General features: G+C 63.1%; 28 protein-coding genes. 14 read left to right on the forward strand and 14 right to left on the reverse strand.

Annotated elements, in window-relative coordinates:
* Positions 1-494: 494 nt before the first annotated feature.
* The 4 genes from rpoD to rpsU form a co-directional block, all read right to left on the reverse strand.
* Positions 495-2,456 (reverse strand): RNA polymerase sigma factor RpoD, encoded by a 1,962-nt coding sequence (rpoD, locus tag AC1PPK_RS10085; RefSeq protein WP_481117687.1) that lies wholly within the window; start codon positions 2,454-2,456, stop codon positions 495-497.
* A gap of 60 nt (positions 2,457-2,516) precedes the next feature.
* On the reverse strand, positions 2,517-4,385 hold the full coding sequence (gene dnaG, locus AC1PPK_RS10090) for a DNA primase (RefSeq protein ID WP_481117688.1): 1,869 nt from the start codon (positions 4,383-4,385) through the stop codon (positions 2,517-2,519).
* 40 nt (positions 4,386-4,425) lie between these two features.
* Entirely contained in the window at positions 4,426-4,872 is a 447-nt protein-coding gene (locus AC1PPK_RS10095) for a GatB/YqeY domain-containing protein (protein ID WP_481117689.1), read from the reverse strand.
* Between the two features lie 143 nt (positions 4,873-5,015).
* Positions 5,016-5,228, reverse strand: a complete 213-nt coding sequence (gene rpsU, locus AC1PPK_RS10100; protein ID WP_079432811.1) for a 30S ribosomal protein S21 — start codon at positions 5,226-5,228, stop codon at positions 5,016-5,018.
* Between the two features lie 131 nt (positions 5,229-5,359).
* On the opposite strand from rpsU, the gene tsaD reads away from it, so the two are divergent.
* Positions 5,360-6,394 (forward strand): tRNA (adenosine(37)-N6)-threonylcarbamoyltransferase complex transferase subunit TsaD, encoded by a 1,035-nt coding sequence (gene tsaD / locus AC1PPK_RS10105; RefSeq protein WP_481117690.1) that lies wholly within the window; start codon positions 5,360-5,362, stop codon positions 6,392-6,394.
* A 10-nt stretch (positions 6,395-6,404) separates the two neighbouring features.
* On the opposite strand, the gene plsY is transcribed toward tsaD, so the two are convergent.
* Positions 6,405-7,016 carry a glycerol-3-phosphate 1-O-acyltransferase PlsY gene (plsY, locus tag AC1PPK_RS10110; protein WP_481117691.1) on the reverse strand — a complete coding sequence of 204 codons (612 nt, stop codon included), beginning with the start codon at positions 7,014-7,016 and terminating at the stop codon, positions 6,405-6,407.
* Positions 7,017-7,066: 50 nt separating this feature from the next.
* Here plsY and AC1PPK_RS10115 point away from each other — a divergent pair, with 50 nt between their 5' ends.
* Complete coding sequence (locus AC1PPK_RS10115) at positions 7,067-7,462, forward strand: dihydroneopterin aldolase (RefSeq protein ID WP_481118204.1); 396 nt, start codon at positions 7,067-7,069, stop codon at positions 7,460-7,462.
* Between the two features lie 24 nt (positions 7,463-7,486).
* Here the strand turns inward: AC1PPK_RS10115 and AC1PPK_RS10120 are convergent, their stop codons facing one another.
* The 8 genes from AC1PPK_RS10120 to leuS all read right to left on the reverse strand — a co-directional run bounded on the left by AC1PPK_RS10120 (position 7,487) and on the right by leuS (position 15,317).
* Positions 7,487-7,873 (reverse strand): H-NS histone family protein, encoded by a 387-nt coding sequence (locus AC1PPK_RS10120; RefSeq protein WP_481117692.1) that lies wholly within the window; start codon positions 7,871-7,873, stop codon positions 7,487-7,489.
* Between the two features lie 139 nt (positions 7,874-8,012).
* On the reverse strand, positions 8,013-8,504 hold the full coding sequence (ybaK, locus tag AC1PPK_RS10125; protein WP_481118205.1) for a Cys-tRNA(Pro) deacylase: 492 nt from the start codon (positions 8,502-8,504) through the stop codon (positions 8,013-8,015).
* 25 nt (positions 8,505-8,529) lie between these two features.
* Entirely contained in the window at positions 8,530-9,102 is a 573-nt protein-coding gene (locus tag AC1PPK_RS10130; RefSeq protein WP_481117693.1) for a methylated-DNA--[protein]-cysteine S-methyltransferase, read from the reverse strand.
* Between the two features lie 489 nt (positions 9,103-9,591).
* Entirely contained in the window at positions 9,592-10,869 is a 1,278-nt protein-coding gene (locus AC1PPK_RS10135) for a glutamate-5-semialdehyde dehydrogenase (protein ID WP_481117694.1), read from the reverse strand.
* Between the two features lie 34 nt (positions 10,870-10,903).
* On the reverse strand, positions 10,904-11,941 hold the full coding sequence (gene holA, locus AC1PPK_RS10140; RefSeq protein ID WP_481117695.1) for a DNA polymerase III subunit delta: 1,038 nt from the start codon (positions 11,939-11,941) through the stop codon (positions 10,904-10,906).
* Entirely contained in the window at positions 11,938-12,471 is a 534-nt protein-coding gene (locus tag AC1PPK_RS10145) for an LPS-assembly lipoprotein LptE (RefSeq protein WP_481117696.1), read from the reverse strand. Before AC1PPK_RS10145 ends, holA begins: the two co-directional genes overlap by 4 nt.
* Complete coding sequence (locus AC1PPK_RS10150; protein ID WP_481117697.1) at positions 12,468-12,674, reverse strand: hypothetical protein; 207 nt, start codon at positions 12,672-12,674, stop codon at positions 12,468-12,470. Before AC1PPK_RS10150 ends, AC1PPK_RS10145 begins: the two co-directional genes overlap by 4 nt.
* A gap of 18 nt (positions 12,675-12,692) precedes the next feature.
* Entirely contained in the window at positions 12,693-15,317 is a 2,625-nt protein-coding gene (gene leuS, locus AC1PPK_RS10155; RefSeq protein ID WP_481117698.1) for a leucine--tRNA ligase, read from the reverse strand.
* 178 nt (positions 15,318-15,495) lie between these two features.
* Here leuS and AC1PPK_RS10160 point away from each other — a divergent pair, with 178 nt between their 5' ends.
* The 10 genes from AC1PPK_RS10160 (at position 15,496) to murA (ending at position 22,568) form a co-directional block, all read left to right on the forward strand.
* Entirely contained in the window at positions 15,496-16,299 is an 804-nt protein-coding gene (locus AC1PPK_RS10160) for an ABC transporter ATP-binding protein (protein ID WP_481117699.1), read from the forward strand.
* Positions 16,299-17,081: a lipid asymmetry maintenance ABC transporter permease subunit MlaE gene (gene mlaE, locus AC1PPK_RS10165; protein WP_481117700.1), complete on the forward strand. Its 783-nt coding sequence runs from the start codon at positions 16,299-16,301 to the stop codon at positions 17,079-17,081. The genes AC1PPK_RS10160 and mlaE overlap by 1 nt, the downstream gene beginning before the upstream one ends.
* Complete coding sequence (gene mlaD, locus AC1PPK_RS10170; RefSeq protein WP_481117701.1) at positions 17,081-17,557, forward strand: outer membrane lipid asymmetry maintenance protein MlaD; 477 nt, start codon at positions 17,081-17,083, stop codon at positions 17,555-17,557. Before mlaE ends, mlaD begins: the two co-directional genes overlap by 1 nt.
* A gap of 62 nt (positions 17,558-17,619) precedes the next feature.
* Entirely contained in the window at positions 17,620-18,444 is an 825-nt protein-coding gene (locus tag AC1PPK_RS10175; protein ID WP_481117702.1) for an MlaA family lipoprotein, read from the forward strand.
* Positions 18,441-19,073 (forward strand): MlaC/ttg2D family ABC transporter substrate-binding protein, encoded by a 633-nt coding sequence (locus tag AC1PPK_RS10180; protein WP_481117703.1) that lies wholly within the window; start codon positions 18,441-18,443, stop codon positions 19,071-19,073. The genes AC1PPK_RS10175 and AC1PPK_RS10180 overlap by 4 nt, the downstream gene beginning before the upstream one ends.
* Positions 19,070-19,354, forward strand: coding sequence for an STAS domain-containing protein (locus tag AC1PPK_RS10185; protein WP_481117704.1), 285 nt, complete (start codon positions 19,070-19,072; stop codon positions 19,352-19,354). The genes AC1PPK_RS10180 and AC1PPK_RS10185 overlap by 4 nt, the downstream gene beginning before the upstream one ends.
* Positions 19,355-19,370: 16 nt before the next feature.
* Positions 19,371-20,273, forward strand: a complete 903-nt coding sequence (locus tag AC1PPK_RS10190) for an ABC transporter ATP-binding protein (RefSeq protein ID WP_481117705.1) — start codon at positions 19,371-19,373, stop codon at positions 20,271-20,273.
* A 6-nt stretch (positions 20,274-20,279) separates the two neighbouring features.
* Positions 20,280-21,035, forward strand: a complete 756-nt coding sequence (locus AC1PPK_RS10195) for an ABC transporter permease (RefSeq protein ID WP_481117706.1) — start codon at positions 20,280-20,282, stop codon at positions 21,033-21,035.
* A 13-nt stretch (positions 21,036-21,048) separates the two neighbouring features.
* Positions 21,049-21,303, forward strand: a complete 255-nt coding sequence (locus AC1PPK_RS10200) for a BolA family protein (protein WP_481117707.1) — start codon at positions 21,049-21,051, stop codon at positions 21,301-21,303.
* 14 nt (positions 21,304-21,317) lie between these two features.
* The gene (murA, locus tag AC1PPK_RS10205) at positions 21,318-22,568 is read left to right on the forward strand and encodes a UDP-N-acetylglucosamine 1-carboxyvinyltransferase (RefSeq protein WP_481117708.1); all 1,251 of its coding nucleotides are present in this window, start codon (positions 21,318-21,320) and stop codon (positions 22,566-22,568) included.
* A gap of 49 nt (positions 22,569-22,617) precedes the next feature.
* Here murA and rnk read toward each other — a convergent pair whose 3' ends face one another.
* Positions 22,618-23,001: a nucleoside diphosphate kinase regulator gene (gene rnk, locus AC1PPK_RS10210; RefSeq protein WP_481117709.1), complete on the reverse strand. Its 384-nt coding sequence runs from the start codon at positions 22,999-23,001 to the stop codon at positions 22,618-22,620.
* Positions 23,002-23,173: 172 nt separating this feature from the next.
* Between rnk and hisG the strand changes: the two genes are divergently transcribed.
* Positions 23,174-23,818 carry an ATP phosphoribosyltransferase gene (hisG, locus tag AC1PPK_RS10215; RefSeq protein WP_481117710.1) on the forward strand — a complete coding sequence of 215 codons (645 nt, stop codon included), beginning with the start codon at positions 23,174-23,176 and terminating at the stop codon, positions 23,816-23,818.
* On the forward strand, positions 23,815-25,131 hold the full coding sequence (gene hisD / locus AC1PPK_RS10220) for a histidinol dehydrogenase (RefSeq protein WP_481117711.1): 1,317 nt from the start codon (positions 23,815-23,817) through the stop codon (positions 25,129-25,131). The genes hisG and hisD overlap by 4 nt, the downstream gene beginning before the upstream one ends.
* The last annotated feature ends 51 nt before the right edge of the window (positions 25,132-25,182 follow it).

Below are 25,182 nucleotides of genomic sequence, written 5' to 3' on the forward strand. Positions count from 1 at the left end.
GAAAAAAGAAAAACCCCAGTCGTTTCCGACTGGGGTTGATCTGGTGGGCCCGCAGGGGCTCGAACCCTGGACCAAAGGATTCGTCACACTGCGACTTTCGTCGCCGATGCGCCTGCCGCGGGGCAGGGCGTCTTGCGTGCGCTGGACTATCTCATCGCCTTCACGTCGGCAGCTGCATTGACGTGTTCAGGCGTCGGGCGCTCGTGGCGGTCATTAAGGGAACTCGATCCCTCCGCTAGTCTCTGCACCTTCCGGAACTGTAGCTCCGGCTTGGCTCAGGGTTGCCGTTCGCATTTTCATGCGGGCAGGGTTCCCTGAATTCACCCGATTTTTCAGTCGCCGTTTCCGGCGAAAGTCACCATTGATGAGTCCTCTGCTCTAACCGACTGAGCTACAGGCCCGAAACCGCGATTCTAGCAGCTGTGCCCCATCGAGGCGAGGCTGCTACCGTCGTCCGGCATAAAACGCAGGCCGGACGACGAGGTATGGCTGGATTACGCTTCGTTGTCGAGGAAGCTGCGCAGGCGCTCAGAGCGGCTCGGGTGACGCAGCTTGCGCAGGGCCTTGGCTTCAATCTGGCGGATACGCTCGCGGGTCACGTCGAACTGCTTGCCGACTTCTTCCAGCGTATGGTCGGTGTTCATCTCGATGCCGAAGCGCATGCGCAGGACCTTGGCTTCCCTCGGAGTGAGGGAGTCCAGCACTTCCTTGGTGGCGTCGCGCAGGCTGGAGTACAGCGCCGCTTCGGCTGGGGCCAGCGTCGCGTTGTCCTCGATGAAGTCGCCCAGATGCGAGTCGTCGTCGTCGCCGATCGGGGTCTCCATGGAGATGGGCTCCTTGGAGATCTTGAGGATCTTGCGGATCTTCTCCTCGGGCATTTCCATCTTCTCGGCCAGGGTCTGCGGATCGGGCTCGTTGCCGGTTTCCTGCAGGATCTGGCGGGAGATCCGGTTCATCTTGTTGATCGTCTCGATCATGTGCACCGGGATACGGATGGTGCGGGCCTGGTCGGCGATCGAGCGGGTGATGGCCTGGCGGATCCACCACGTAGCGTACGTGGAGAATTTGTAGCCGCGGCGGTATTCGAACTTGTCCACGGCCTTCATCAGGCCGATGTTGCCTTCCTGGATCAGATCGAGGAATTGCAGGCCGCGGTTGGTGTACTTCTTGGCGATGGAGATCACCAGGCGCAGGTTGGCCTCGGTCATCTCGCGCTTGGCGCGGCGAGCCTTGGCTTCACCGGTGGACATCTGCTTGTTGATGTCCTTGAGTTCCTTCAGCGGGATGCCGATGCGCTCTTCCAGGTCAATCAGCTTCTGCTGCTCCTCGAGCACGGCGGGCTGCATGCGCATCAGTACCGGCGCATTCTTCGGGCCGCTGGCGATCTCCTTCTTCAGCCAGTCGAGGTCGGTTTCGTTGCCGGGGAAGCTCTTGATGAAATGGGGCCGCGGCATGCTGGCCTTGTCCACACAGAGATGCAGGATCTTGCGCTCGTGGGCACGGGCCTGATCCACCATGTGGCGCACCGCGTCGCACAGCCTTTCGGTGGTGCGGGCGGTGAAGCGGATGTTCATCAGTTCGGTGGAAACCTGTTCCTGGTACTTCAGATAGGTCTTGTCCTGGAAGCCCTTCTTCTGCAGGGTGGAGGACATCTTCTCGTAAAGGTCGCGCAGCGTCGCAAAGCGATCCAGCGCATCGGCCTTCAGCTTGATGAGAGAGGCTGATTGGGCGCCGCCTCCGCCGCCTTCATCCTCGTCTTCCTCCTCCTCGGCGGCGTCCACGTCGTCCAGGTCTTCGCTTTCGGCGAGCTCCTCGATTTCCTCGACGGCGTTGGGGTCGATCAGGCCATCGATCAGCTCGTCGATGCGCATCTCGTCCTTGGAGATCTTGTCGGCTGCCTCGAGGATGTCGGCGATCGTCGTCGGGCAGGCGGAGATCGCCTGGATCATGTGCTTGAGGCCTTCCTCAATGCGCTTGGCGATCTCGATTTCACCTTCGCGGGTGAGGAGTTCGACAGTGCCCATTTCACGCATGTACATGCGGACCGGGTCGGTCGTGCGGCCGAATTCGGAATCGACGGCGGACAGGGTCTGCTCGGCTTCGGCTTCGGCCTGCTCGTCGTCCACCACCGTCGGGGCAACTTCGGACATCAGGAGGTCTTCGGCGGCCGGGGCCACGTCGAAGACCTGGATACCCATGTCGTTGAAGGTGGTGATGATGGATTCGATCTGCTCCGCGTCCACCAGATCGTCGGGCAGGTGGTCGTTGATTTCGGCGTAGGTCAGGTAGCCCCGTTCCTTGCCGAGGGCGATCAGGCTCTTCAACCGGGTGCGGCGAACCTCGGCCTCTTCCGCCGAGGGGGCCTCGGCGATCATCGGGGCGAGTTTGTCCTTGACCTTCGCGGCTCGCGGCTTGGCTGGTGCTTTGCGCGGTTGTTTGGCTTTGTCGGTGGTCATGGCTATCCTCGATGTGTCGTCGATTGGCTCGCGGCGAATTTCGCGAAACCGAAAATTATATTACGAATCCGATACTTTTGTGCGTACACGGAGTTTCTGTTTGTGCAGTAGTAACTCTGCGAGCTGTCTTCTTTCGGCCGGATTGAGGCCGCTTTCCCGATCGCGGGAGGTTAATGATTCAATCTGGTGGCTGACGGCGTCGGCTTCGAGCTTCTGGATCGTGTCGTTGAACAAGGGTTCAATCGTCGCGTCGTCAAAGGCCGTATCGGCCAACTGACCGGCAATCCTGGCCAGAAGTTCGGCGTGCGGGGTGTCCCGGTAATGCTCGAGCAGCGCGCCGATGCCATGGGTCGGCAGATCGCCGACGCTCATCGCGTCGGTGATGGCGATCAGCGCACGGCCTTCCGGCGTGTCGTCGGGCAGCAGGTCGATGGGCAGGCGGGCCGCCCACAGCGGGTGCTGCACGACGACCTTGAGCAGGGCTTCGACCGGGCTCTGGGGCGACTGGCGTGGCGCCAGGCGCGGAAAGCCGGAGCCGTTGCGGCGTCCGCCGCGGAAATTGCGCTCGCCGTTCCAGTCGTCACCGGAGCGGTTCTTGCCGCGAAAGCCGCGCTCGAAGGGCGGATTGTCGTAGAACTGGCGCGGGACCGCAGCAGCCTTGATGCCGAAGGCCTGCTCGACTTCCGCCTGGGTGAAACCTGCCGCTTCGGCGAGCATTTTGATGACCTGCAGGCGCAGCAGCGGGGCGCCGATGCGGGTGACCAGTGGCTTGGCTTCGTGGACCAGCTTGGCGCAGCCTTCGGCGGTGGATAGGTCGATGTCCTTCTTGAGTTCGGCTAGCAGGAATTCAGCCAGTGGCAGCGCGCCGTTCATCTCGGTCCGGAAGGCGTCGGGGCCTTCGGCGCGCACGAAGCTGTCCGGATCGTGTTCCTCGGGGAGGAACAGGAAGTTGATGGTCTTGTTGTCGGCCAGGTGTTCCAGGCTGACCTCGAGGGCCCGTCCCGCGGCGCGGCGCCCGGCTGCGTCGCCGTCGAAGCAGAATACGACCCGGTCGGTCAGGCGCAGCAGTTTCTGGATGTGGTGTGGCGTGGCGGCGGTGCCCAGGGTTGCAACGGCGTTGGCGACGCCGAACTGGGCCAGTCCGACCACGTCCATGTAGCCTTCGACGACGAGGACTGCGCCCTGCTCGCGGATGCTCTGGCGGGCCTGCACGAGGCCGTAGAGTTCGCGCCCCTTCTCGAAAATCGGGGTTTCCGGTGAGTTTAGGTACTTGGGTTCGCCCTTGCCGAGAACGCGTCCGCCGAAGCCGATCACGTTGCCACGCTGATCCTGGATCGGGAAGATGATGCGGTCGCGGAAGCGGTCGTAGCGTCGGCCCTGCTCGTTTTCGAGGACCAGGCCGCATTCCAGCAGGCTGGCGACGCTGTAGTCGGCAAACGCGGCCTGCAAGGACTGCCAACCTTCTGGAGCGTAGCCGAGGCCGTAGCGGGCGGCGATCTCTCCGGTCAGGCCGCGGCCCTTCAGATAGTCGATGGCGACCGGGCTGCGCTTGAGCTGTTCCTTGTAGAAACGGGCGGCCTGGGCCATCTGCTCGGTGAGGGATTGCTCGCGGCTGCGGTCATGCTTGGACGCGAAGTCGTCCTGGGGGACTTCCATGCCCACGCTGGAGGCGAGTTCCTTCACGGCATCGACGAAGCCGAGGCCGTTGTATTCCATCAGGAAGCTGATCGCGCTGCCGTGCACGCCGCAGCCGAAGCAGTGGTAGAACTGCTTGGTCGGGCTGACGGAAAACGACGCCGACTTCTCGCCATGGAAAGGGCAGCAGGCGAAATAATTCGCGCCTCCCTTTTTGAGCGGCAGGTAGCGTTCGATGACCTCGACGATATCGACGCGGGCGAGAAGATCCTGGATGAAGGATTGCGGAATCATGATCTAGGGCAGGCGCGCTGGCGCGCCGTCCCCATGAATCCTAGTTGCCGAGGCGGCTTTTCACCAGTTTGGAGACCTCGGCCATGTCGGCCTTGCCGGCCAGTTGCGGCTTGAGGACGGCCATCAGCTTACCCATGTCGGCTGGGCCGCTGGCGCCGGTGCTGGCGACGGCTGCATCGATGATCGCAACGATCTGTTCGGTGCTCAGGCCGGCGGGCTTGTAGGCGGTCAGTACGTCGATCTCGAAGCGCTCTGCGCTGGCCAGGTCGAAGCGCTGGGCAGCCTCGTACTGGGCGACGGAGTCGCGGCGCTGCTTGAGCATCTTGTCCACGACGGCGACCACTGCAGCGTCGTCCAGCTCGATGCGTTCATCGACTTCCTTTTGCTTGATGGCGGCGAGAAGCAGGCGAAGGGCGGACAGGCGGGCAGTTTCCTTGGCACGCATGGCGGCCTTCATGTCGTCGTTAATGCGGACCTTGAGAGACATGGGGGTTCCTTGCTGGAGACGGCCCGTAGGCCGATGGCGCCGGAGGGACGAGTGTTCGGCGCAACGAAAAGCACAAACGCCACGCGCTCGCGCAGAAGCGCGTATCGCGTGGCGATCGGGAAGCGTGTACTCGCGGGTGTTGCTTAGTACATCTTCGGGGGCAGGGTCTGGCTGCGGAGGCGCTTGTGATGGCGCTTGACCGCGGCAGCCAGCTTGCGCTTGCGCTCGGCGGTCGGCTTCTCGTAAAACTCGCGCGAGCGGAGTTCGGGCAGCAGGCCCACTTTTTCGATGGTGCGCTTGAAGCGGCGGATGGCTACTTCAAACGGCTCGTTTTCTTTGACGCGGATACCCGGCATTGCGTGCTTCCTTGAAAATTCTTTGGACGGAAAGAATAAGAGTATAACCAAGTCGCCGGGGTGTACCAAGTCCACTTTTCGCTTTGTCGTCCGTGGCAGGGTAAAATCCCGGTTTTTTCGCGGACCTCGCAATGCTTGTTCTGGGTATCGAATCCTCCTGCGACGAGACGGGTGTCGCGATCTACGACACTGACAAGGGCATGTTGCTGGCCCATCGCCTGCACTCCCAGATCGATCTCCATGCGGCCTATGGCGGCGTGGTGCCGGAACTGGCGTCCCGCGACCATATCCGGCGCCTGCCGCTGCTGTTGCGGGAGACCCTTGATGCGACGGGGTTGGGCATGGGCGATATCGACGCGATTGCCTACACGGCCGGTCCGGGGCTGGCTGGCGCATTGCTGGTCGGTGCGAGTGTCGCCGAAGCCCTGGGGGTGGCGCTGGATGTGCCTGTTCTGCCTGTGCATCACCTGGAAGGGCATTTGCTGTCGCCGCTGCTGTCAGCCGATCCGCCCACCTTTCCGTTCATCGCTCTGCTGGTTTCCGGTGGGCACACGCAGTTGATGCGGGTGGTGGGCGTTGGCGACTACGTGCTTCTCGGCGAGACTGTCAACGATGCGGCGGGGGAGGCCTTCGATAAGACGGCCAAGCTCATCGGCCTGGGCTATCCCGGCGGGCCGGCGCTTGCGAAGCTGGCGCTGGAGGGGACGCCCGGTCGTTTCAAGCTGCCGCGTCCCATGTTGCACAGCAAGGATTTCGATTTCAGTTTCAGTGGACTGAAAACGGCGGTGTTGACGGCGGCAACGGCGCCGGATTTCCGTGAGGAGGATAAGGCTGATCTGGCGGCGGAGTTCCAGGCTGCGGCGGTGGAGGTTCTGGTCGCCAAGTCGATGGCCGCCCTGCGCCATACTGGCCTGAAGCAACTGGTCGTGGCTGGCGGGGTAGGGGCCAACCAGATGTTGCGGGCTCAGCTGGATGCGGCCGCTGTAAAGCGGAAGGCTAGGGTGTATTACCCCGAGCTGGAGCTGTGCACAGACAATGGCGCGATGATCGCATTTGCCGGTGCCCTGCGCTTTGCTGCAGGGGAAAAGGGCCGCGAGGAGGGGGGGCGCTTTGCGGTTCGGCCCCGTTGGAGCCTGCAGGAGATTGTTCCGCCCGCCGTGGTCTGAGTCGCGTGCTTCAGGCCGATTTTTTCTTGCTACCGATGCGACCTTCCTGGCCTGAGCACAGGCGTTTGATGTTGTCCTTGTGACGCCAGATCAGCAGGGCGGACATGCAACCGATGGCGATGATCCAGGTGTTGTCGAGCCCGAGCAAGGCGCTGAACAGGGGGGCCGCCAGTGCTGCGCTCAGTGCCGCGAGGGATGAATAGCGAAAGGTGAAGGCCACAAAAAGCCATGTGCCGAGGGTGGCGAGCCCGAGCCAGCCGCTGGCTCCGAGCAGAACGCCGGCGGCGGTGGCAACGCCCTTGCCACCCTTGAAACCCAGGAATATGGGGAAGAGGTGACCGAGAAAGGCGGCGAGGCCTGCCGCCGCGATGGCCGGCATGTCCAGCCCCTGAGAGGCGGCAAAGGACGCAGCCAGCGTGACCGCCAACCAGCCCTTGAAGGCATCACCCAATAGCGTTAATGCGGCGGCGAGTTTGTTGCCGCTGCGCAGGACATTGGTGGCGCCAGGATTGCCGGAGCCGTAGGTGCGGGGGTCGGCCATGCCGAAAAGTCGGGATATGACGACCGCGAAGGGAATGGAGCCGAGCAGATAGGCGGCGGCAAGCAGAAGCGCGAGTTGCATGTTGTTTTGGGCGCTGATCAGGGTGGGCGCAATTTTAGCTGGGACGAATGATGGATTTTATTTTTATCGAGGCATTGAGGGTGAAATCCCGTGTCGGGATTTATCCGCGCGAGAGAGTGGCCGAGCAAACGCTGGAGCTGAATCTTACCTTCGGGGTGCCGGATGCGGCTGCGGAGCATGATGATATTGCCGACACTATCGACTACGCAAAGGTGATCGAACGGATCCGCAATGAGTTGGCCGTTCGGCAATTCAATCTGATAGAAACGCTAGGCGAATTCATCGTCAATTTGCTGTTCGATGAATTCGGAGCCCCGTGGGTCAAGCTCGCCATAGCGAAGATCGGGGTAATGAAGGACGTGAAGCGCGTGGGCGTATTCATTGAGCGCGGCCGCGACGGGCTGGCGCCGCCGCCACACTCTCCGACTGCGGGTTTGCCGCATTGAGCATGCGGCAAACCCGATCGGCAATCAGGCCGCAGCGACAGGCGCGTCTGCGCGCAATTCGTCGAGGGGCTTGCCCTGGGCCAGCCAGTCGATCACCCATTGGGGCTTGCGGCCGTGGCCGGTCCAGCCGATAGCGGCATTTTCCGGGTGACGGAACTTGATTACCGATGCGGGCTTGGCGGCGACTTTCTTGGCGGGCTTGGCGGCGGCTTTCTTGGGAGCGGCCGGTGCGGCTTTTTCCGGGTTTTCCTGGCCGATGACTTCGGTCAGGCTCATACCGTGCTCTGCAGCCAGCTTCTGCATGCGCTTCAGCAAGTCTTTCTTGGCGGAATCGGAACGGCGCCGAATCTCGGTTTCGACTTTGCTTTGCAGGCGGCGCAATTCGGTAAGGGAGAGCGAGGAGATGTCCATGGCGTTTCTTTCCTTCAGCTTGGAGCTGAACTGCTGTTGATGTGGCGAGGCGGTCGTAAGGTGCCGTCTTGTAGGATGCTTATTGCTGTTCTTATTTTGCCACCGTTTTCCGGTGATTTGGCAAGTGTTTTATTTCCATTTATTCGAGTGCCACGCTGACCAGCTTGGGCTTGAGTATTTGAAGCAGGTCGTGGGGGTGAACCCCTACGAGAAATCCGCGGCGTCCGCCGTTGATATAAATCAAGGGAAGGTCGAGGATGCTGTTTTCCATAAAGATGGGCAGCGTCTTCTTTGTGCCGAACGGAGAAGTGCCGCCCACGAGGTAGCCCGTGTGGCGCTGCGCAACCGCGGGGTCGCAAGGGGTGATCTGCTTGTGGCCGGCCTGCCGAGCCAACTCCTTTGTGGAAACCTTGCGGTCGCCGTGCATCAATACGATCAGGGGCTGGCGTGCCTCGTCTTCCATTACCAGTGTCTTGACGACCGCATGCTCGGGAACATTGAGTTCCCGTGCCGATACACGGGTGCCGCCATGTTCCTCGTAAGCGTAGAGATGAGTTGAGAAGGCTGCGTTGTGCTGGCGTAGAAAGCGGGTGGCCGGTGTTTCCGGCGCATTGTGATCTTGGCGGGCCATGGCTTTGCTGGAAATGATTCGTGAGTCACAGGTCGGGTTGACCGGAAATATCCCGTGGAGTTTCGAAGAGATTGCTCTGAATTTCACCGCCGTGGCCTGAATTTCCTTCATGGGCCAATAGCCAGCGCTTGATGTCGATCAGATGGCCCTTTTCATTGTGGGCGAACCCACCGATTCCGGAGTGCGTGACGACCCGGTGACAGGGAATGATGAGGGGAAAGGGATTGTCGCCGCAGGCCTGCCCTACAGCACGAGGAACGCTGCCGACATCCTTTGCGAGGTCGCCGTAGGTGCGAGTCCGGCCGAGGGGGATGGCTGAGATGGCGGTCCATATCCGGCGGCGGTACAGGGTCCCCTGAATGAGCAGCGGCAGCTCGAATTGGGCGTCGGGGGCTTCCAGATAGCGCTCGATTTGCGCGATGGCCTTTTCTGCCAGTTCATCGTGTGCTGATTGCAGCGGGTAGTCGTGCGGGAGAAAGACGATTTGGTCGATAAAACCGGCGCGTGTGGCAATACCGATGCAGCCGAATGGCGTCGGCATGATGGCTGCGAACTGAGTCGATGGATTGCCGGTGTTGCGCAAAGAGGAAGATGGCATGGCGCGAATTGTGCGCCCCGCTTCACTGCCTCCGCAAGGGCGCTTCGCCTTCCTGGGCGGTGATGTTCGAGGTCCCGGCTTGCGGCCTTTCCGGGCTGAGCGGATTCGTTGGGCGGCATAGGGAATGCCGTGCCAGATATATAGGCGGCCCGCCTTGCTGATTCCACGGGGGTATAGGGGATTAATGTCGGGAGAGCATTCGATGTGGGGACGGCATGCCTTTATGCGTGAAATCCCCCGTGGGCGTGCAACCCCGGCCTTTGCATGCTCGTATCGCAGCTGGAGAGTCTGCTGCGGTCGGCGAATTGGGCTTCAACGATGTCGGCTGGGAATGTCTGAACGGGCAACAGGGGTGCATCAATGGCTATTCGTCGACAAAAGGCCTTGCCTGCTGGGCAATAAGAACGCCCGCTCATCGCGCATGTTGCGCTTCGAGCGGGCGTTTGGGTGCAGCATGCAGTGACGCCCCGTAGAGGGGCGTTATCCGAGTCAGGTGCGGACCTGGCCTTCGCCGAAAACGATCCACTTCTGGCTGGTCAGGCCTTCGAGGCCCACCGGGCCGCGGGCGTGGATCTTGTCGGTGGAGATGCCGATTTCCGCACCGAGGCCGTATTCGAAACCGTCGGCAAAGCGCGTCGACGCGTTGATCATCACCGAGGAGGAGTCCACTTCGCGCAGGAAGCGCATGGCGCGGGTGTGGTTCTCGGTGACGATGGCTTCGGTGTGCTGGGACGAATGGGTGTTGATGTGGGCAATTGCTTCGTCCAGCCCGTCAACGACCTTGATGGCGATGATCGGCGCGAGGAACTCCTCACTCCAGTCCGATTCCGACGCCGCCTTGAGCTGGGCTTCGGCAATGCCGGCTTCGCGCAGGATGGCGAGGGAGGTCGGGCAGGCGCGCAGTTCGACACCCTTGCCGGCCAGCATGGTGCCGATGGCGGGCAGCTGGGTGCGGGCCACGCTGGCGTCCACCAGCAGGGATTCGGTGGTGTTGCAGGTGCCGTAGCGTTGGGTCTTGGCGTTCTCGACGATGGCGAGGGCCTTGGCTGCGTCGGCGAATTCGTCCACGTAGACGTGGCAGTTGCCGTCCAGGTGCTTGATCACCGGCACGCGGGCTTCGTTGGAGATGCGCTCGATGAGACCCTTGCCGCCGCGGGGCACGATAACGTCCACGAACTCGGGCATCGTGATGAGCTCGCCGACGGCGGCGCGGTCGGTGGTTTCGACGACCTGGATGGCGGCTTCCGGCAGGCCGGCGGCAGCGAGGCCGGCGCGCACGCAGGCGGCGATCGCCTGGTTGGAGTGTAGCGCTTCCTTGCCGCCGCGCAGGATCGCCGCGTTGCCGGATTTCAGGCACAGGGCGGCGGCGTCGGCAGTGACATTGGGGCGGGCCTCGTAGATGATGCCGATGACGCCCAGCGGCACGCGCATCTTGCCGACGGTGATACCGGACGGGCGGCGCTTGAGGTCGGTCATCTCGCCGACCGGATCGGGCAGCGCGGCAACCTGCTCCAGGCCGACGGCCATCGCCTCGATGCCTTTTTCGGATAGGGTCAGGCGGTCGATCATGGCCGGTTCGAGGCCGTTGGCGCGGGCTTCTTCGAGGTCCTGGCGGTTGGCGGCGGCGAGTTCGGCCTTGCGAGCGCGGATCTCGGCGGCCATCGCAAGGAGGGCCTTGTTCTTGGCGTCGGTGGAGGCGGCGGCCACGCCGCGCGATGCGGCGCGGGCCTGGCGACCGACGGTCTGCATGTAGGTCTTGATGTCCATCTTCGTCGTCTCGTCTCGGTTGGTGGCGCGGGGTTCAGCGCCGGGCCTGGGCTTGTTGGGCGGCTGTGGCGCGGGTGAGGCGCAGGCACAGCTGGAGGAATTCATCCCATACGTCGCCGCTGGCCAGACCCTTGATCATCCGGTCAATCTTTGCAGCGTGCAAGATCGATGTGCGCAGGATGGCGGAGTTCAGGCGCGGCAATGCGCGCTGGATGGCCTGCTTGCGGCGTTCATCGTAGACGCGCTCGGCTTTCAGAAGGTTCGGCAGGGGTTGGCCTTCGTCCAGGCCGAGGCGGAGGCTGGCGAGGGTGCGGATCTCGTTGGCGAGCGTCCACAGTACCAGCGGCGGCGCTTCGCCTTCGCCCTTGAGGCCTTCGAGAAGGCGGGCGCAGCGGCCGGCGTCGCCTTCCAGCAAGGCCTGGCGCAGCTTGTCCACGTCATAGCGGGCCACGTTGAGCACCGCGTCGCGCACTGTTTCCAGATTCAGTTGCCCGGGCGGGTTGAGCAGGCCTAGTTTGAGGATCTCCTGGTGGGCGGCGAGCAGATTGCCTTCCACGTGATCAGCGATGAAGTTCAGCGCGTCTGCATCCGCCTTTTGCTGCTGGCGGTTGAGGCGTAGTGCGATCCATTCCGGAAGGCGTTCCCGTTCCGGCGCATTGAGTTCAACCGCCACGCCGGCTTCGGCAAGGGCGACGAACCAGGCGGACTTGCGGGTTGCCCAGTCGATTTCGGGTAGCGTGACGAGGGTGACGACACCTTCGTCGGGATTGCGCGCGTAGCGCTGCAGCGCCTCGCCGCCTTCGCGGCCGGGTTTGCCGTTGGGGATGCGCAGGTCCACCAGCTTGCTGGTGCCGAACAGGGACAGATTGCCGGCAGCCGCCTGAAGGGATTCCCAGCGGAAGCCCTGGCCGGCCACCAGCACTTCCCGCTCATCAAAGCCCTGTTTGCGGGCGGCCGCGCGGATCGCGTCGCCGGCTTCGAGCACCAACAAGGGTTCGTTGCCGTGCAACAGGTAGAGCGGAGAGAGGGGCTTGTCGAGTTGGGCGGCGAGCTGTTCCGGACGCAGGATCACGGCTTGGGCTCGGCTTCCGGCATCTTCGCCGCAGCCAGGCGGCGCATCAGTTGCTGCACCAGGTCGCCCTGCATGTCCCGGTAGAGCAGGATCTCTTCCTGCTCCTTGGCGAGCAGTTGGGAGTCGTCGAAGGCGAGGTCGCGTTTCAGGTAGATTTCGTTCGGAGCGACGACCTCGCGGCCGGCCTTGTCCACGACGCGGAAGTAGAAGCGCTGGCGCAACTGGTATTCGCGCACGCGGCCCTGGGCGTTGAGGGCCAGGATCGCCTTCTCTTTGGCGTCGGCGAGCACCTCCAGGCGGACCTGGGCCTCCTCCGGTGTATCGACGATGCGCGTTTCACTGCCGGCGCGGATCTGTCGCCGGATGGCTGCGGCCAGGTCGGAGTACTGGTACATCCCCAGGTAGATCGACTCGAAGGGTAGCGGGCGCGGCCCGCGCAGCTGGAAGCCGCAGCCGGCCAGCAGCAGAGGCACGGCGCCGAAGGCGGCTAGGGCCCGGCGGCGGGCGGGGGACGACGGGGTCTGGCTCATGGGCGCGATTCCTTTTGCAGGCGCTGGCGTTCCTTGGAGTAGGCGTCGAAGTCGGGGCCCGCCGGATCCGGCGAGGTGTCGCGGCCCGGCTGGCCTTGTTGCCGGGCGTTTTCCTGCCGGATGCCTTCGTAGACCGCTCTCTCCGTGGCTGTACCGCAGCCTGAGAGAAGGGCGAGGAAGGTGAGGCAGGCGACGGTACGCATGATGTGGGCCCCTTCGGTTTAGCAGACGATGTTGACGAGGCGGCCGGGGACGACCACGACCTTCTTGGCCGGCTTGCCTTCCATGAATTTGACTGCTGCCTCGTTGGCCAGCGCCGCGGCTTCGATCGCGTCCTTGGCCGCATCGGCCGGCACGCGCAGTGCGCCGCGCAGTTTGCCATTGACCTGCAGCATCAGCTCGATCTCGTCCTGCACCAGCGCCGCGTCGAGGGGCTCCGGCCAGGCTGCCTTGAGGATGTCCTTGCCGTAGCCGAGCTCGGCCCACAGGGCGTGGCTGATGTGCGGGGTGAGCGGCGACAGCACGCGCAGCAGGATGCCGAAGCACTCCTCGATCACTTCGGCCGCCAGGGCGCCTTCGCGGGGTGCCTTTTCGAGGGCGTTGAGCATCTTCATCGTGGCGGAGGCCACAGTGTTGAATTGCTGCTTGGCGAGGTCGTAGTTGGCCTGTTTGAGGAGCAGGTGGATCTCGCGGCGGAAGCTGGCCAGCGCCTCCGGCAGCTTGGCGCCGTTCAGGCTGCGCTCGGCGCCGATCTGCGGGCGGATCTCGCTGGCGAGCAGATGGCCGAAGCTCCACACCCGGCGCAGGAAGCGATAGGCCCCCTCGACGCCGGCGTCGGACCACTCGAGGGTCTGCTCGGGCGGTGCGGCGAACATCATGAAGAAACGCGCGGTGTCGGCGCCGTATTGCTCGATGAGCGCCTGCGGGTCCACGCCGTTGTTCTTCGACTTGGACATGGTGGTCAGCTCGTGCTCGAGCACGGTGCCATCCTTCTTCAGCGTTGCGCCGGTGATCTGGCCCTTGGCATCTTTCTGGACGTCGATCTCGCTTTCCCAGAAGTAGTTCTTGCCGCCGCCTTCGGGCTTGTGGAAGAAGGCGTTGTTCAGAACCATGCCCTGGGTCAGCAGGTGGGCGAAGGGCTCGCGGTAGGTGACCAGGCCGATGTCGCGCATCACCTTGGTCCAGAAGCGCGAGTAGAGCAGGTGTAGGATCGCGTGCTCGATACCGCCAATGTACTGGTCGACGGTCATCCAGTAGCCGGTTTCGTCATCGACCATCTTGTCTGCGCCGAACTTGGTGGCGTAGCGGGCGTAGTACCAGGACGAATCCACGAAGGTGTCCATGGTGTCCGTCTCGCGCTTGGCCGGCTTGCCGCAGCACGGGCAGGTGGTCTCGAGGAAGTCGGCGCGCTTGTGCAGCGGGTTGCCGGAGCCGTCCGGCACGCAGTCTTCGGGGAGTACCACCGGCAACTGGTCGTCGGGCACCGGAACCGGGCCGCAGTCGTCGCAGTGGATGATGGGGATCGGGCAGCCCCAGTAGCGCTGGCGGGAGACGCCCCAGTCGCGCAGGCGCCACTGGATCTTCTTTTCGCCAACGTTCTTGGCAGCCAGGTCGGCGGCGATCGCGTCGACGGCGGCTTCATAGCTGAGGCCGTCATACTTGCCGGAATTGACGCAGGTGCCGTCCTTGCTGCCGTACCACTCTTCCCAGGCGTCGGTGGAGTAGGGCTTGTCACCGAGGGCCACGACCTGCTCGATGGGCAGGCTGTATTTCTTGGCGAAGGCGAAATCGCGCTCGTCGTGGGCAGGCACGCCCATCACGGCGCCGTCGCCGTAGCTCATCAGCACGTAGTTGCCGACCCACACCTCGACCTGCTTGCCGGTCAGCGGGTGGGTGACGAACAGACCGGTGGGCAGGCCTTCCTTCTCCATCGTCGCCATGTCGGCTTCCATCACCGAGCCGTGCTTGCACTTCTCGATGAAGGCGGCCAGTGCCGGGTTGTCCTTGGCAGCGTGCAGGGCCAGCGGGTGCTCGGCGGCCACGGCGCAGAAGGTGACACCCATGATGGTGTCGGCGCGGGTGGTGAACACCCACAGTTGGCCATTGTTGATGAGCTGGCCGTCGTCGCCGGTGATGTCGTGGTTGAACGCGAAGCGCACGCCGGTGCTCTTGCCGATCCAGTTGGCCTGCATCAGCTTGACCCGCTCGGGCCAGCCTTCCAGGGTGTCCAGGTCGGACAGCAGCTCGTCGGCGTAGTCGGTGATCTTCAGGTAGTAGCCCGGGATCTCGCGCTTCTCGACGAGGGCGCCGGTGCGCCAGCCCCGGCCGTCGATGACCTGCTCATTGGCGAGAACGGTTTGGTCAACCGGGTCCCAGTTGACGACCTGGGTCTTTCGCTCGGCAATGCCCTTTTCGAGCATGCGCAGGAACAGCCACTGGTTCCACTTGTAGTACTCGGGAGTGCAGGTGGCCAGCTCGCGGCTCCAGTCGATGGCGAAACCCAGCGACTTGAGCTGCTGCTTCATGTAGGCGATGTTGTCGTAGGTCCACTTGGCCGGCGGCACCTGGTTCTTGATCGCGGCGTTCTCGGCGGGCAGACCGAAGGCGTCCCAGCCCATCGGCTGCAGGACGTTGTAGCCCTTCATCTTGTGGAAGCGGGACAGCACGTCGCCGATCGTGTAGTTGCGCACGTGGCCCATGTGCAGCTTGCCCGACGGATACGGGAACATGGACAGGCAGTAGTACTTGGGCTTCGACGCGTCGGCGGTGACGCGGAAGGCTTCGGTGCTGTCCCAGTGCTGCTGGGCGGCGCGTTCGATATCGGCGGGAAGGTATTTGTCCTGCATGGGCGGAAAAGTCGCGGATGGAACGAAACCGCGCATTATAAACCGGTACGGTGAAGCCCGCTGAAGCGCTCTCAAGACATTGATGTCACGAGATATTTCCCCTTCATGTTTGGGTTCGGTGCATGTCATGGCCAAATGCGTCTGTTACAATCGCGCTCCCGCAACGCAGCATTTTCCTATGTCCGAGCCTCTTGTCCGTCTTGAGAATGTGCGCTTCGCCTATGGCGAGCGGATGATCCTGCGCGACATTTCCCTGTCCATTCCGCGTGGTCAGGTGGTTGCCATCATGGGAGGCAGTGGTTGCGGCAAAACCACCATGCTGCGCCTGATCGGCGGACAGGAGCGGGCCGTCGGTGGCCGTGTGCTGGTCGACGGTCAGGATGTCGGTAAGCTGGATCGCGAGGATCTGTACGCTTTGCGGCGGCGCATGGGGATGCTGTTCCAGTTCGGCGCCCTGTTCACCGACATGACGGTGTTCGACAACGTGGCCTTCCCGTTGCGCGAGCATACCGATCTGCCGCCGGAGCTGATCAACGATCTGGTGCTGATGAAGCTGCATGCCGTTGGCCTGCGCGGTGCGGCCCAGTTGCGGCCAGGAGAGCTTTCAGGTGGCATGGCGCGCCGCGTCGCACTGGCCCGGACGATCGCGCTCGATCCGATGCTGCTGATGTATGACGAGCCCTTCACCGGTCTCGACCCGATTTCCCTCGGCGTGATCGGGCAACTGATCCGCCGTCTGAACAATGCTCTGGGCGCCAGTTCGCTGATCGTCACCCACGACATCCAGGAGTCCCTGCAGATCGTGGACTACATCTATTTCATTTCCGAAGGGCGGGTCGTGGCCGAGGGAACGCCGGACGAGATCCGGAATACCTCCGATCCCTTCGTGCATCAGTTCGTGCATGCCGAGGCCGATGGTCCCGTGCCCTTCCACTATCCCGCCGGCGATTATGCGACGGCACTGGTCGGAGGGGCCGGTTGATGGGCGACGTGTTTCGCAAGCTGGGCTCCCTGGCGATCAGCGGGGTATGGCAGCTCGGGTTCATCACCCGCTTTTTCGTGCTGATCGTGCGCTACTCCGGGCAGTCCTTCATGCGGCTGCACCTGACGATCCGCGAGTTGTATTTCAGTGGGGTGATGTCGTTGCTGATCATCCTCGTGTCGGGCCTGTTCGTCGGTCTGGTGCTGGGTCTGCAGGGCTACGAGATTCTGCAGCGCTACGGTTCCAGCGAGGCGATGGGTACGATGGTGGCTTTGTCCTTGCTGCGGGAACTCGGTCCGGTGGTGGCCGGTCTGCTGTTCGCCAGCCGGGCTGGCTCGGCGGTGACGGCGGAAATCGGCCTGATGAAGGTGACTGAACAGCTCAAGGCGATGGACATGATGGCGGTCAATCCGATCGCCCGCGTGGTGGCGCCGCGTTTCTGGGGCGGCGTGGTGTCCATGCCGCTGCTGGCCGCGCTGTTTTCGACGATGGGGATTTTCGGTGGCTGGTTGATCGGGGTGGTGTTCATCGGTGTCGATGACGGCGCCTTCTGGTCGCAGATGCGGGCGGCTGTCGATTTCCGCTATGACGTGCTCAACGGGGTGTTCAAGAGTGCCGTGTTCGGCGTTGCTGTCGCGTTGATCGCCGTGTTCGAAGGCTACGACTGCGTGCCGACCGCCGAAGGGGTGTCCCGGGCGATCACGCGTACCGTCGTGAGTTCTGCGCTGGCTATTCTGGCGCTCGATTTTGTAATGACGTCTTTCATGTTCCGAGGTCTATGATGAGTCGCACGACGCTCGACCTGTGGGTCGGTGTTTTCGTGGCAATGGGTATCGCCGCGTTGTTGTTCCTGGCCCTCAAGGTCGCGAGTATTTCGGGGTCGGACATCCGGTCGCCCTATACCCTCAGCGCCCGTTTCGACAACATCGGTGGCCTCAAGGTGCGCGCACCGGTGAAGAGTGCTGGTGTGCTGGTCGGGCGGGTCACCGAAATTCGCTACGACAATGAACACTTTCAGGCCGAAGTTGTCTTCTCGGTGGATGGACGCTACAGGTTCCCGACAGACACGTTTGCCAACATCCTGACCTCTGGTCTGCTCGGCGAGCAGTACCTCGGTCTCGACCCCGGCGGCGAGGAGAAGACCCTTGCGCCCGGTGATGTCATCAAAAAAACCCAGTCCGCCGTTGTTCTCGAAAAGCTGATCAGTCAGTTCATGTTCAACAAGGCAGCTGAAGGAGAGCCGGCGCCCGCGAAGTAAGGAAGGATGCGGGGCGGATCAATACAGAGAGCGTCGCGCGGTGAGCGCGGCCCGGAATGACAATGAAGAAGAACAGCAAACCTGAATCGACCTTGGTGCGACGGAGCACGCTGGCCATCGGGCTGGCGTTCGCCGTGACGGGCTGTGCGGGGCCCGGCGGACATCCCAAGGACCCCCTCGAGCCGATGAACCGCGCCACTTTCCAGTTCAATGAAAAGGCTGACAAGTACGTGATGCGTCCGGTGGCCGAGGTCTATGACCAGGCGCCGTTGCCGGTGAAAACCGGTGTTGCGAACTTCTTCGGCAACATTGCGGATGTATGGATCGGCGTCAATAACCTGCTGCAGGGCAAGTTCACCGATGGCCTCTCCGATGGCGGCCGCTTTCTGCTCAACTCTACGGTCGGCCTGCTGGGCGTTTTTGATGTCGCAACCGAGATTGGCCTTGAGAAGCACGACGAAGATCTGGGGCAGACGCTCGGTTACTGGGGGGTTGGCGATGGCCCCTACCTGGTGCTGCCCTTCCTGGGGCCGAGCAATGTCCGGGATGGCGTGTCTCTGATCGGCGATTTTCATTTCGATCCGCTCATGCAACTGGAGGATGTCGGCGCCCGCAACAGCCTTGCCGGCCTGCGCTTCGTCAGCAAGCGGGCTGCGCTGCTGGGGGCCGATACGGCGGCTGAGGAGGCCGCGCTGGACAAGTACGGCTACATGCGCAGCTTCTACATTCAATACCGCCGCAACCAGATCTTCGACGGCCAGCCGCCGCGCGAAAAAGATCCGGACGACGACGATTCGTCCGACAACGACAAGGCGGCGACCGACAAGAGTGCGGTCGGTGACGCCGCTGATAAATCTCCCTCCCCCGACAAGAAGGAAAGCCAATGAAACGCTTCACCTCTCTGTTTACCGCGCTGGTGCTGGGCCTTGGCATCCAGTTCAGCGCTGCAGCCAATACCGTGGCGCCCGATGCGCTGGTCAAGAGCGTCAGCGATGATGTGATTTCCATTGTCCGCCAGGACAAGGCCATTCAGTCCGGCGACACCCGCAAGGCTGTCAGTCTGGTCGAGACCAAGGTGCTGCCTTACTTCGACTTTGCCCACATGACCCGTCTGGCCGTTGGCAAGGACTGGAAGCAGGCTTCTGCCGACCAGAAGAGCACACTGACCCAGGAGTTCAAGACGCTGCTGGTGCGTACCTACTCCAACGCGCTGACCAAGTACCGCGACCAGCAGATTGATTTCGAACCGTTGAAGGCTAAGCCCGAGGACTCCGACGTGACCGTGCGTACCAAGGTGCGCCAGGCGGGTGCCAAGCCGGTGCAGATCGATTACAACCTCGAGAAGCAGGGCGACAACTGGAAGGTCTACGACGTGCTGGTAGCGGGTGTGAGCCTCGTTACCAACTACCGTGACGAGTTCGGTCAGGAAGTGCGCGCCGGCGGCATCGATGGGCTGATCAAGACCCTGAAGGACAAGAACAAGCAGATCGACCCTGCGGTGGCTACCAAGAAATGATCCAGGCTGAAGGCGCACGCCTGAGCCTAAGCGGCCCCCTGACCATTGCCACCGTTGCAGCGGTGGCGGAGGCCGGACGCGAGCAGATCGCGGGTGGCGACCGTGTCGTCGACCTGTCGGGCGTCACGCAGGTGGACTCCGCTGCGTTGGCCCTGCTGCTGAGTTGGCAGCGCACCGCCCGGGCCGCCGGGTGTCAGCTCTCCATCGACCGGGCGCCAGTGGCGCTGGTCAGTCTCGCGTCCCTCTACGACGTCGATTCCATCCTTTCCTTGGCTCGCTGAGCCTGCCCTTCGTTCCATGAGTCCAGCGATCCGCATTGCCGGTGTCACCAAGCGTTTCCGTTCCCTGCAGGCTTTGGCCGGCGTCGACCTGGAGGTGGCCCAGGGCGAGTTCTTCGGCTTGCTCGGCCCGAATGGGGCCGGCAAGACCACCCTGATTTCATCCCTGGCGGGGCTGGCGCGGCCGGACTCCGGCACGCTGGAGGTCATGGGGCATGACGTGGTCCGCGATTACCGCGCTGCGCGTATGGCCCTCGGCGTGGTGCCCCAGGAACTGGTCTTCGATCCGTTCTTCAACGTGCGCGAGATGCTGCGCATCCAGTCGGGCTACTTCGGTATCCGCAATAACGACGACTGGATCGACGAGATCCTGCATCACCTGGATCTCACCGAAAAAGCCAGTTCCAACATGCGTATGCTGTCGGGCGGCATGAAGCGTCGGGCGCTGGTGGCTCAAGCGCTGGTGCATCGTCCGCCGGTCATCGTCCTGGACGAGCCGACCGCCGGTGTGGACGTGGAACTGCGCCATGGCTTGTGGCAGTTCATCCGCAAGTTGAACCAGGATGGTCACACCATCGTGCTGACTACCCATTACCTCGAAGAGGCCGAATCCCTGTGCGGGCGTATCGCCATGCTGAAGGCGGGGCGCATCGTTGCGCTGGACACAACGGCCAACCTGCTGCAGCGTTTCGCCAGCCATACCCTGCAGGTGCGTCTGGCTAAGGCGGTCATCGTTCCGCCTGACCTGGAGGCCTGTGTGCTGTCTCGGGATAATCTGCAGTGGACGCTGGGTTTCGATAATTTTGACGAGGTTGGGCATTTGCTTGCCGGTCTCAAATCCGCCGGTGCCGAGATCGTCGACATGGCCCTCGGCAAGCCGGACCTGGAACAGGTCTTCGTCGGCGTGATGAACCAGAACTGAGGCAGCATGGAAGGATTCAAGACCCTGTTGTACAAGGAGTGCCTGCGTTTCTGGAAAGTGGGTTTCCAGACGGTGCTGTCGCCGGTGCTCAATGCGGTGCTCTATCTACTGATCTTCGGCCACGTGCTCGAGGATCACGTTCAGCCTTTTCCGGGCGTCAACTACACGGCTTTCCTGGTGCCGGGCCTGGTGATGATGACGGTGTTGCAGAACGCCTTCGCCAACAGCTCGTCGTCGCTGATCCAGAGCAAGATCACTGGCAACATCGTGTTTGTGCTGTTGCCGCCAATTTCCTATCGGGAGTTTTATTCCGCCTACGTGCTGGCGGCCGTGCTGCGTGGCGGCTTGTGCGGGATCGGCGTGGTGCTGGCGGCCTTGCCCTTTGCACATCTGCCTTTCGCCGAGCCGCTGTGGATCGTCGCCTTCGCACTGGTTGGAGGCGCGTTTCTTGCGAGCCTAGGCGTGATCGCGGGGATCTGGGCTGATAAGTTCGACCAGTTGGCTGCCTTCCAGAACTTCCTGATCATGCCGCTGACGATGTTGTCCGGCGTGTTCTATTCGATCCATTCGCTGCCGGGTTTCTGGCAGGGGGTGTCGCATTTCAACCCGTTTTTCTTCATGATTGATGGGTTCAGGTATGGCTTTTTCGGAGTCTCCGACGTCTCGCCGTGGGTGAGCCTCGGGGTCGTGACTGTCTGTTTTGTCGTGCTCGCGGTACTCACCCTGCAAATGCTTGCCAGGGGCTACAAGCTGCGGGCCTGAGGAGTGATTGATTATGTTTCCGGCGAGTGAAATCGAGCGACTGATTGCTGCAGGTCTCGAATGTGATTTCCTGCAGATCGAAGGGGATGACGGCACCCATTTCACGGGCATCGTCGTCAGCCCGGCTTTCGAAGGCAAGCCGCGGGTGCGCCAGCACCAGGCGGTGTATGCCACCTTGGGCAAGCTGATGGGCAACGAGATCCACGCCCTCCAGTTGTCGACCTTTACGCCCGGCCAATGGGCAGAATTGCAGAAGGAACTGGGCTGATCGCCCTTTGATGCATGGATAAACTGCTGATCGAAGGCGGCGTCCGCCTGTCCGGCGAGATCGCCATTTCCGGTGCCAAGAACGCCGCGCTGCCCATCCTGTGTGCGGCGCTGCTGACCAGCGAACCGGTGACCTTCACCAATGTGCCGCGTCTCAACGACATCGGCACGCTGCTGCGCCTGCTCGAACAGATGGGCGTCAAGGTGAGCCGCGATGGCGACACCGTCACGCTGGACGCCGGCGGGGTGAACAACCCCGTCGCCTCCTACGAGATGGTCAAGACCATGCGCGCCTCCATCCTGGTGCTCGGCCCGCTCGTGGCCCGCTTCGGCGAGGCGCAGGTGAGCCTGCCCGGCGGTTGCGCGATCGGCGCGCGCCCGGTGGACCAGCACATCAAGGGCCTGCAGGCGATGGGTGCCGAGGTCAAGGTCGAGCATGGCTATGTGCACGCCAAGGTGCCCAAGCTGAAGGGTGCCCGCCTGTTCACCGACATGGTCACCGTGACCGGCACCGAGAACCTGATGATGGCGGCCTGTCTGGCCGACGGTGAGACCGTCATCGAAAACGCCGCCCGCGAGCCGGAAGTGGTCGATCTGGCCAACTGTCTGGTGTCGATGGGCGCGCAGATCTCCGGCGCCGGCGGCGACGTGATCCGCATCAAGGGCGTGCTGGCCCTGCATGGCGCAACCCACCGCATCATGCCGGACCGCATCGAGACCGGCACTTACCTGTGTGCTGCAGCGATCACCGGTGGCGATGTCCGCGTGACCGGCACGTCGACCTGCTATCTGGACGCGGTCGTCGACAAGCTGATGGATGCCGGCTGCGAAGTGATCGGTGAGCGCGATGCGATCCGCCTCAAGGCGCCCGAGCGGCTCACGTCGGTCAGTCTGCGCACCGCGCCGTATCCGGCTTTTCCCACCGACATGCAGGCCCAGTTCATGGCGATCAACGCGGTGGCCAATGGCACGGCGGTGATTCGCGAAACGATCTTCGAGAACCGCTTCATGCACGCGGTCGAGCTGCAGCGTCTCGGTGCGGACCTCCGCATCGACGGCAACACGGCCTTCGTGAAGGGCGTCGAGCGTCTGCAGGGGGCGACGGTGATGGCGACCGACCTGCGCGCGTCGGCGAGCCTGATCATCGCGGCGCTGGTGGCCGAAGGCGAAACCACGGTGGATCGCATCTACCACCTGGATCGTGGCTACGAGCGTCTGGAAGAGAAGTTGTCTGCGCTTGGTGCCCGCGTCCGGCGGATTCGCTGAGCCGCGTATGACGGGTGGGCCGCCTCGGCGGCCCATGGCTGAAGCGGGGCTAGCTGCCCGGCGTTACGGCCAGCACTTTCAGCTGGATGGCGTGGCCGTCAGGGGTGTGCCAGTCGATGATCTGGCCTACCGACAATCCCAGCAGGGCACTGCCGGCCGGGGAGAAGATCGAGACCTTGCCGTCGCCGCCGCCTGTATCGTGGGGCCAGGCGAGAGTCAGGTCGTATTCGCGTCCGGACATTTCCTCGCGGAAGCGGGCGCGGCTGTTCATGCTGATCACGTCTGCGGGCATCTCTTCGTCGTCGAGTACAGTGGCCCGTTCGAGCTCGTCGCGCAGACCGTCGAGATCGCTGCGGTTGCGGGTGGGCGGCTTGGAGAGCAGGGCTTCGAGGCGTTCGAGGTCGCGGGTGGACACGATGATTTCGGGTTTCACTGGTTACTCCTTCGGTTCGATCAAAAGAAAATGGCCGACCCCGCCGGACGGCGGTTCAGCCACGAGCCAAAGGCTAGCAGAAAGGGGACGCTGCGCAAACGTCCCGCCGCTTCGGGAGCGACGGGCTCCCCGAATCGGATAGAATCGCGCTTTACGCACACAGAGCATCATCTTGAACGGCATTACGCTTGCCCTCTCGAAGGGCCGAATCTTCGAGGAAACCCTGCCGCTGCTCGCCGCCGCCGGGATCACGCCGACCGACAACCCGGAGACCTCGCGCAAGCTCATCATCGGCACCAACCGGCCGGATGTGCGGCTGGTCATCGTGCGCGCCACCGATACGCCGACCTACGTTCAGTACGGCGCGGCGGACATGGGCATCGCCGGCAAGGACGTGCTGCTGGAGCATGGTGGCGCCGGTCTGTACCAGCCACTGGACCTCAATATCGCCAAATGTCGGCTGTGCGTGGCGGTGCCGAAGGATTTCGACTACGCCGCTGCCGTCAAGCGCGGCGCGCGCATCCGCGTCGCCACCAAGTACGTGAAGGCAGCCAAGGCGCACTTCGCGGCCAAGGGCATGCACGTGGACCTGATCAAGCTCTACGGTTCCATGGAGCTCGCCCCGCTGGTCGGCCTGGCCGACGCGATCGTTGACCTGGTGTCCACCGGCAGCACACTGAAGGCCAACAACCTGGTGGAAGTGGAGGACATCATGCCGATCAGTTCCCGCCTCGTCGTCAATCAGGCCTCGCTCAAGCTCAAGCGCGAGCTGATCCAGCCGGTGCTGGAGGCCTTTGCAGGAGCCGTCAAGAAATGAGCGCCCAGATCCGTCGCCTGTCGTCCGCCGAACCCGATTTCATCGCCACGCTGGATGCGCTGCTGGCCTTCGAGGGCAGCACCGATGCGGCCATCGAGCAGGCTGTCGGCGACATCCTGACCAGTGTGCGCAAGAACGGCGATGCAGCGGTCGTTGAATACACCCGCCGCTTCGATCATCTGGACGTGAACGACATGGCGGCGCTTGAGCTGCCGAAGGCCGAACTCCAGGCTGCATTGGATGGCCTGAGCGCCGAGCAGCGCCAGGCGCTGGAAGCGGCGGCAAGCCGCGTGCGGACCTATCACGAACGTCAGGTGCTTGAATCCTGGCGCTACAACGACGAATCGGACGGGATGGCTGGCACCCGCCTGGGCCAGAAGGTCACGCCGCTGGACCGTGTTGGCCTTTACGTGCCGGGTGGTCGTGCTTCCTACCCCAGCTCGGTGCTGATGAATGCGATTCCCGCGAAGGTCGCCGGCGTGGGTGAGCTGATCATGGTGGTGCCGACGCCCCGTGGCGAGCGCAGTCAGCTGGTGCTGGCTGCCGCGGCGATTACCGGCGTGGACCGCGTGTTCACCATCGGCGGCGCCCAGGCTGTGGCCGCGCTGGCCTATGGCACGCAGACCATCCCGCAGGTGGACAAGATCGTCGGACCGGGCAATGCCTATGTGGCGAGCGCCAAGCGCCGTGTGTTTGGCACGGTTGGCATCGACATGGTGGCCGGGCCTTCCGAAGTGCTGATCATCTCCGATGGCACCGGCAATCCGGACTGGGTGGCAATGGACCTGTTTGCGCAGGCCGAGCACGATGAACTCGCCCAATCGATCCTGCTGTGTACCGACGAAGACTTCATCGCGCAGGTAGAGGCGAGTATAGCCCGCCTGCTGCCGGAAATGCCGCGCCGCGACACCATCGCCACGTCGCTGGCCAATCGCGGTGCATTGGTGCTGGTGCGTGACCTCGCGGAAGCCTGTGAGGTTGCCAACCGTATCGCGCCGGAGCACCTGGAACTGTCGCTGGCCGATCCGTACCAGTGGATCGATCAGATTCGCCATGCTGGTGCGATCTTCATCGGCCACTACTCGGTCGAGGCCCTCGGTGACTACTGTGCCGGCCCCAACCACGTACTGCCGACGATGCGCAGTGCGCGCTTTTCCAGTCCGCTGGGGGTGTACGACTTTCAGAAGCGCACCAGCCTCATCGATATTTCGGAGCAGGGCGCCCAGACTCTCGGCAAGATCGCTTCGGTGCTGGCCCATGGTGAAGGCCTGCAGGCTCACGCCCGCTCGGCGGAGATGCGTCTGAAGGGGTGATTCCACTCTATGGATGGATGTGAAAAAGCCGCACCCGAGGGTGCGGCTTTT

The organism is Zoogloea sp. JDB1, assembly GCF_056724025.1.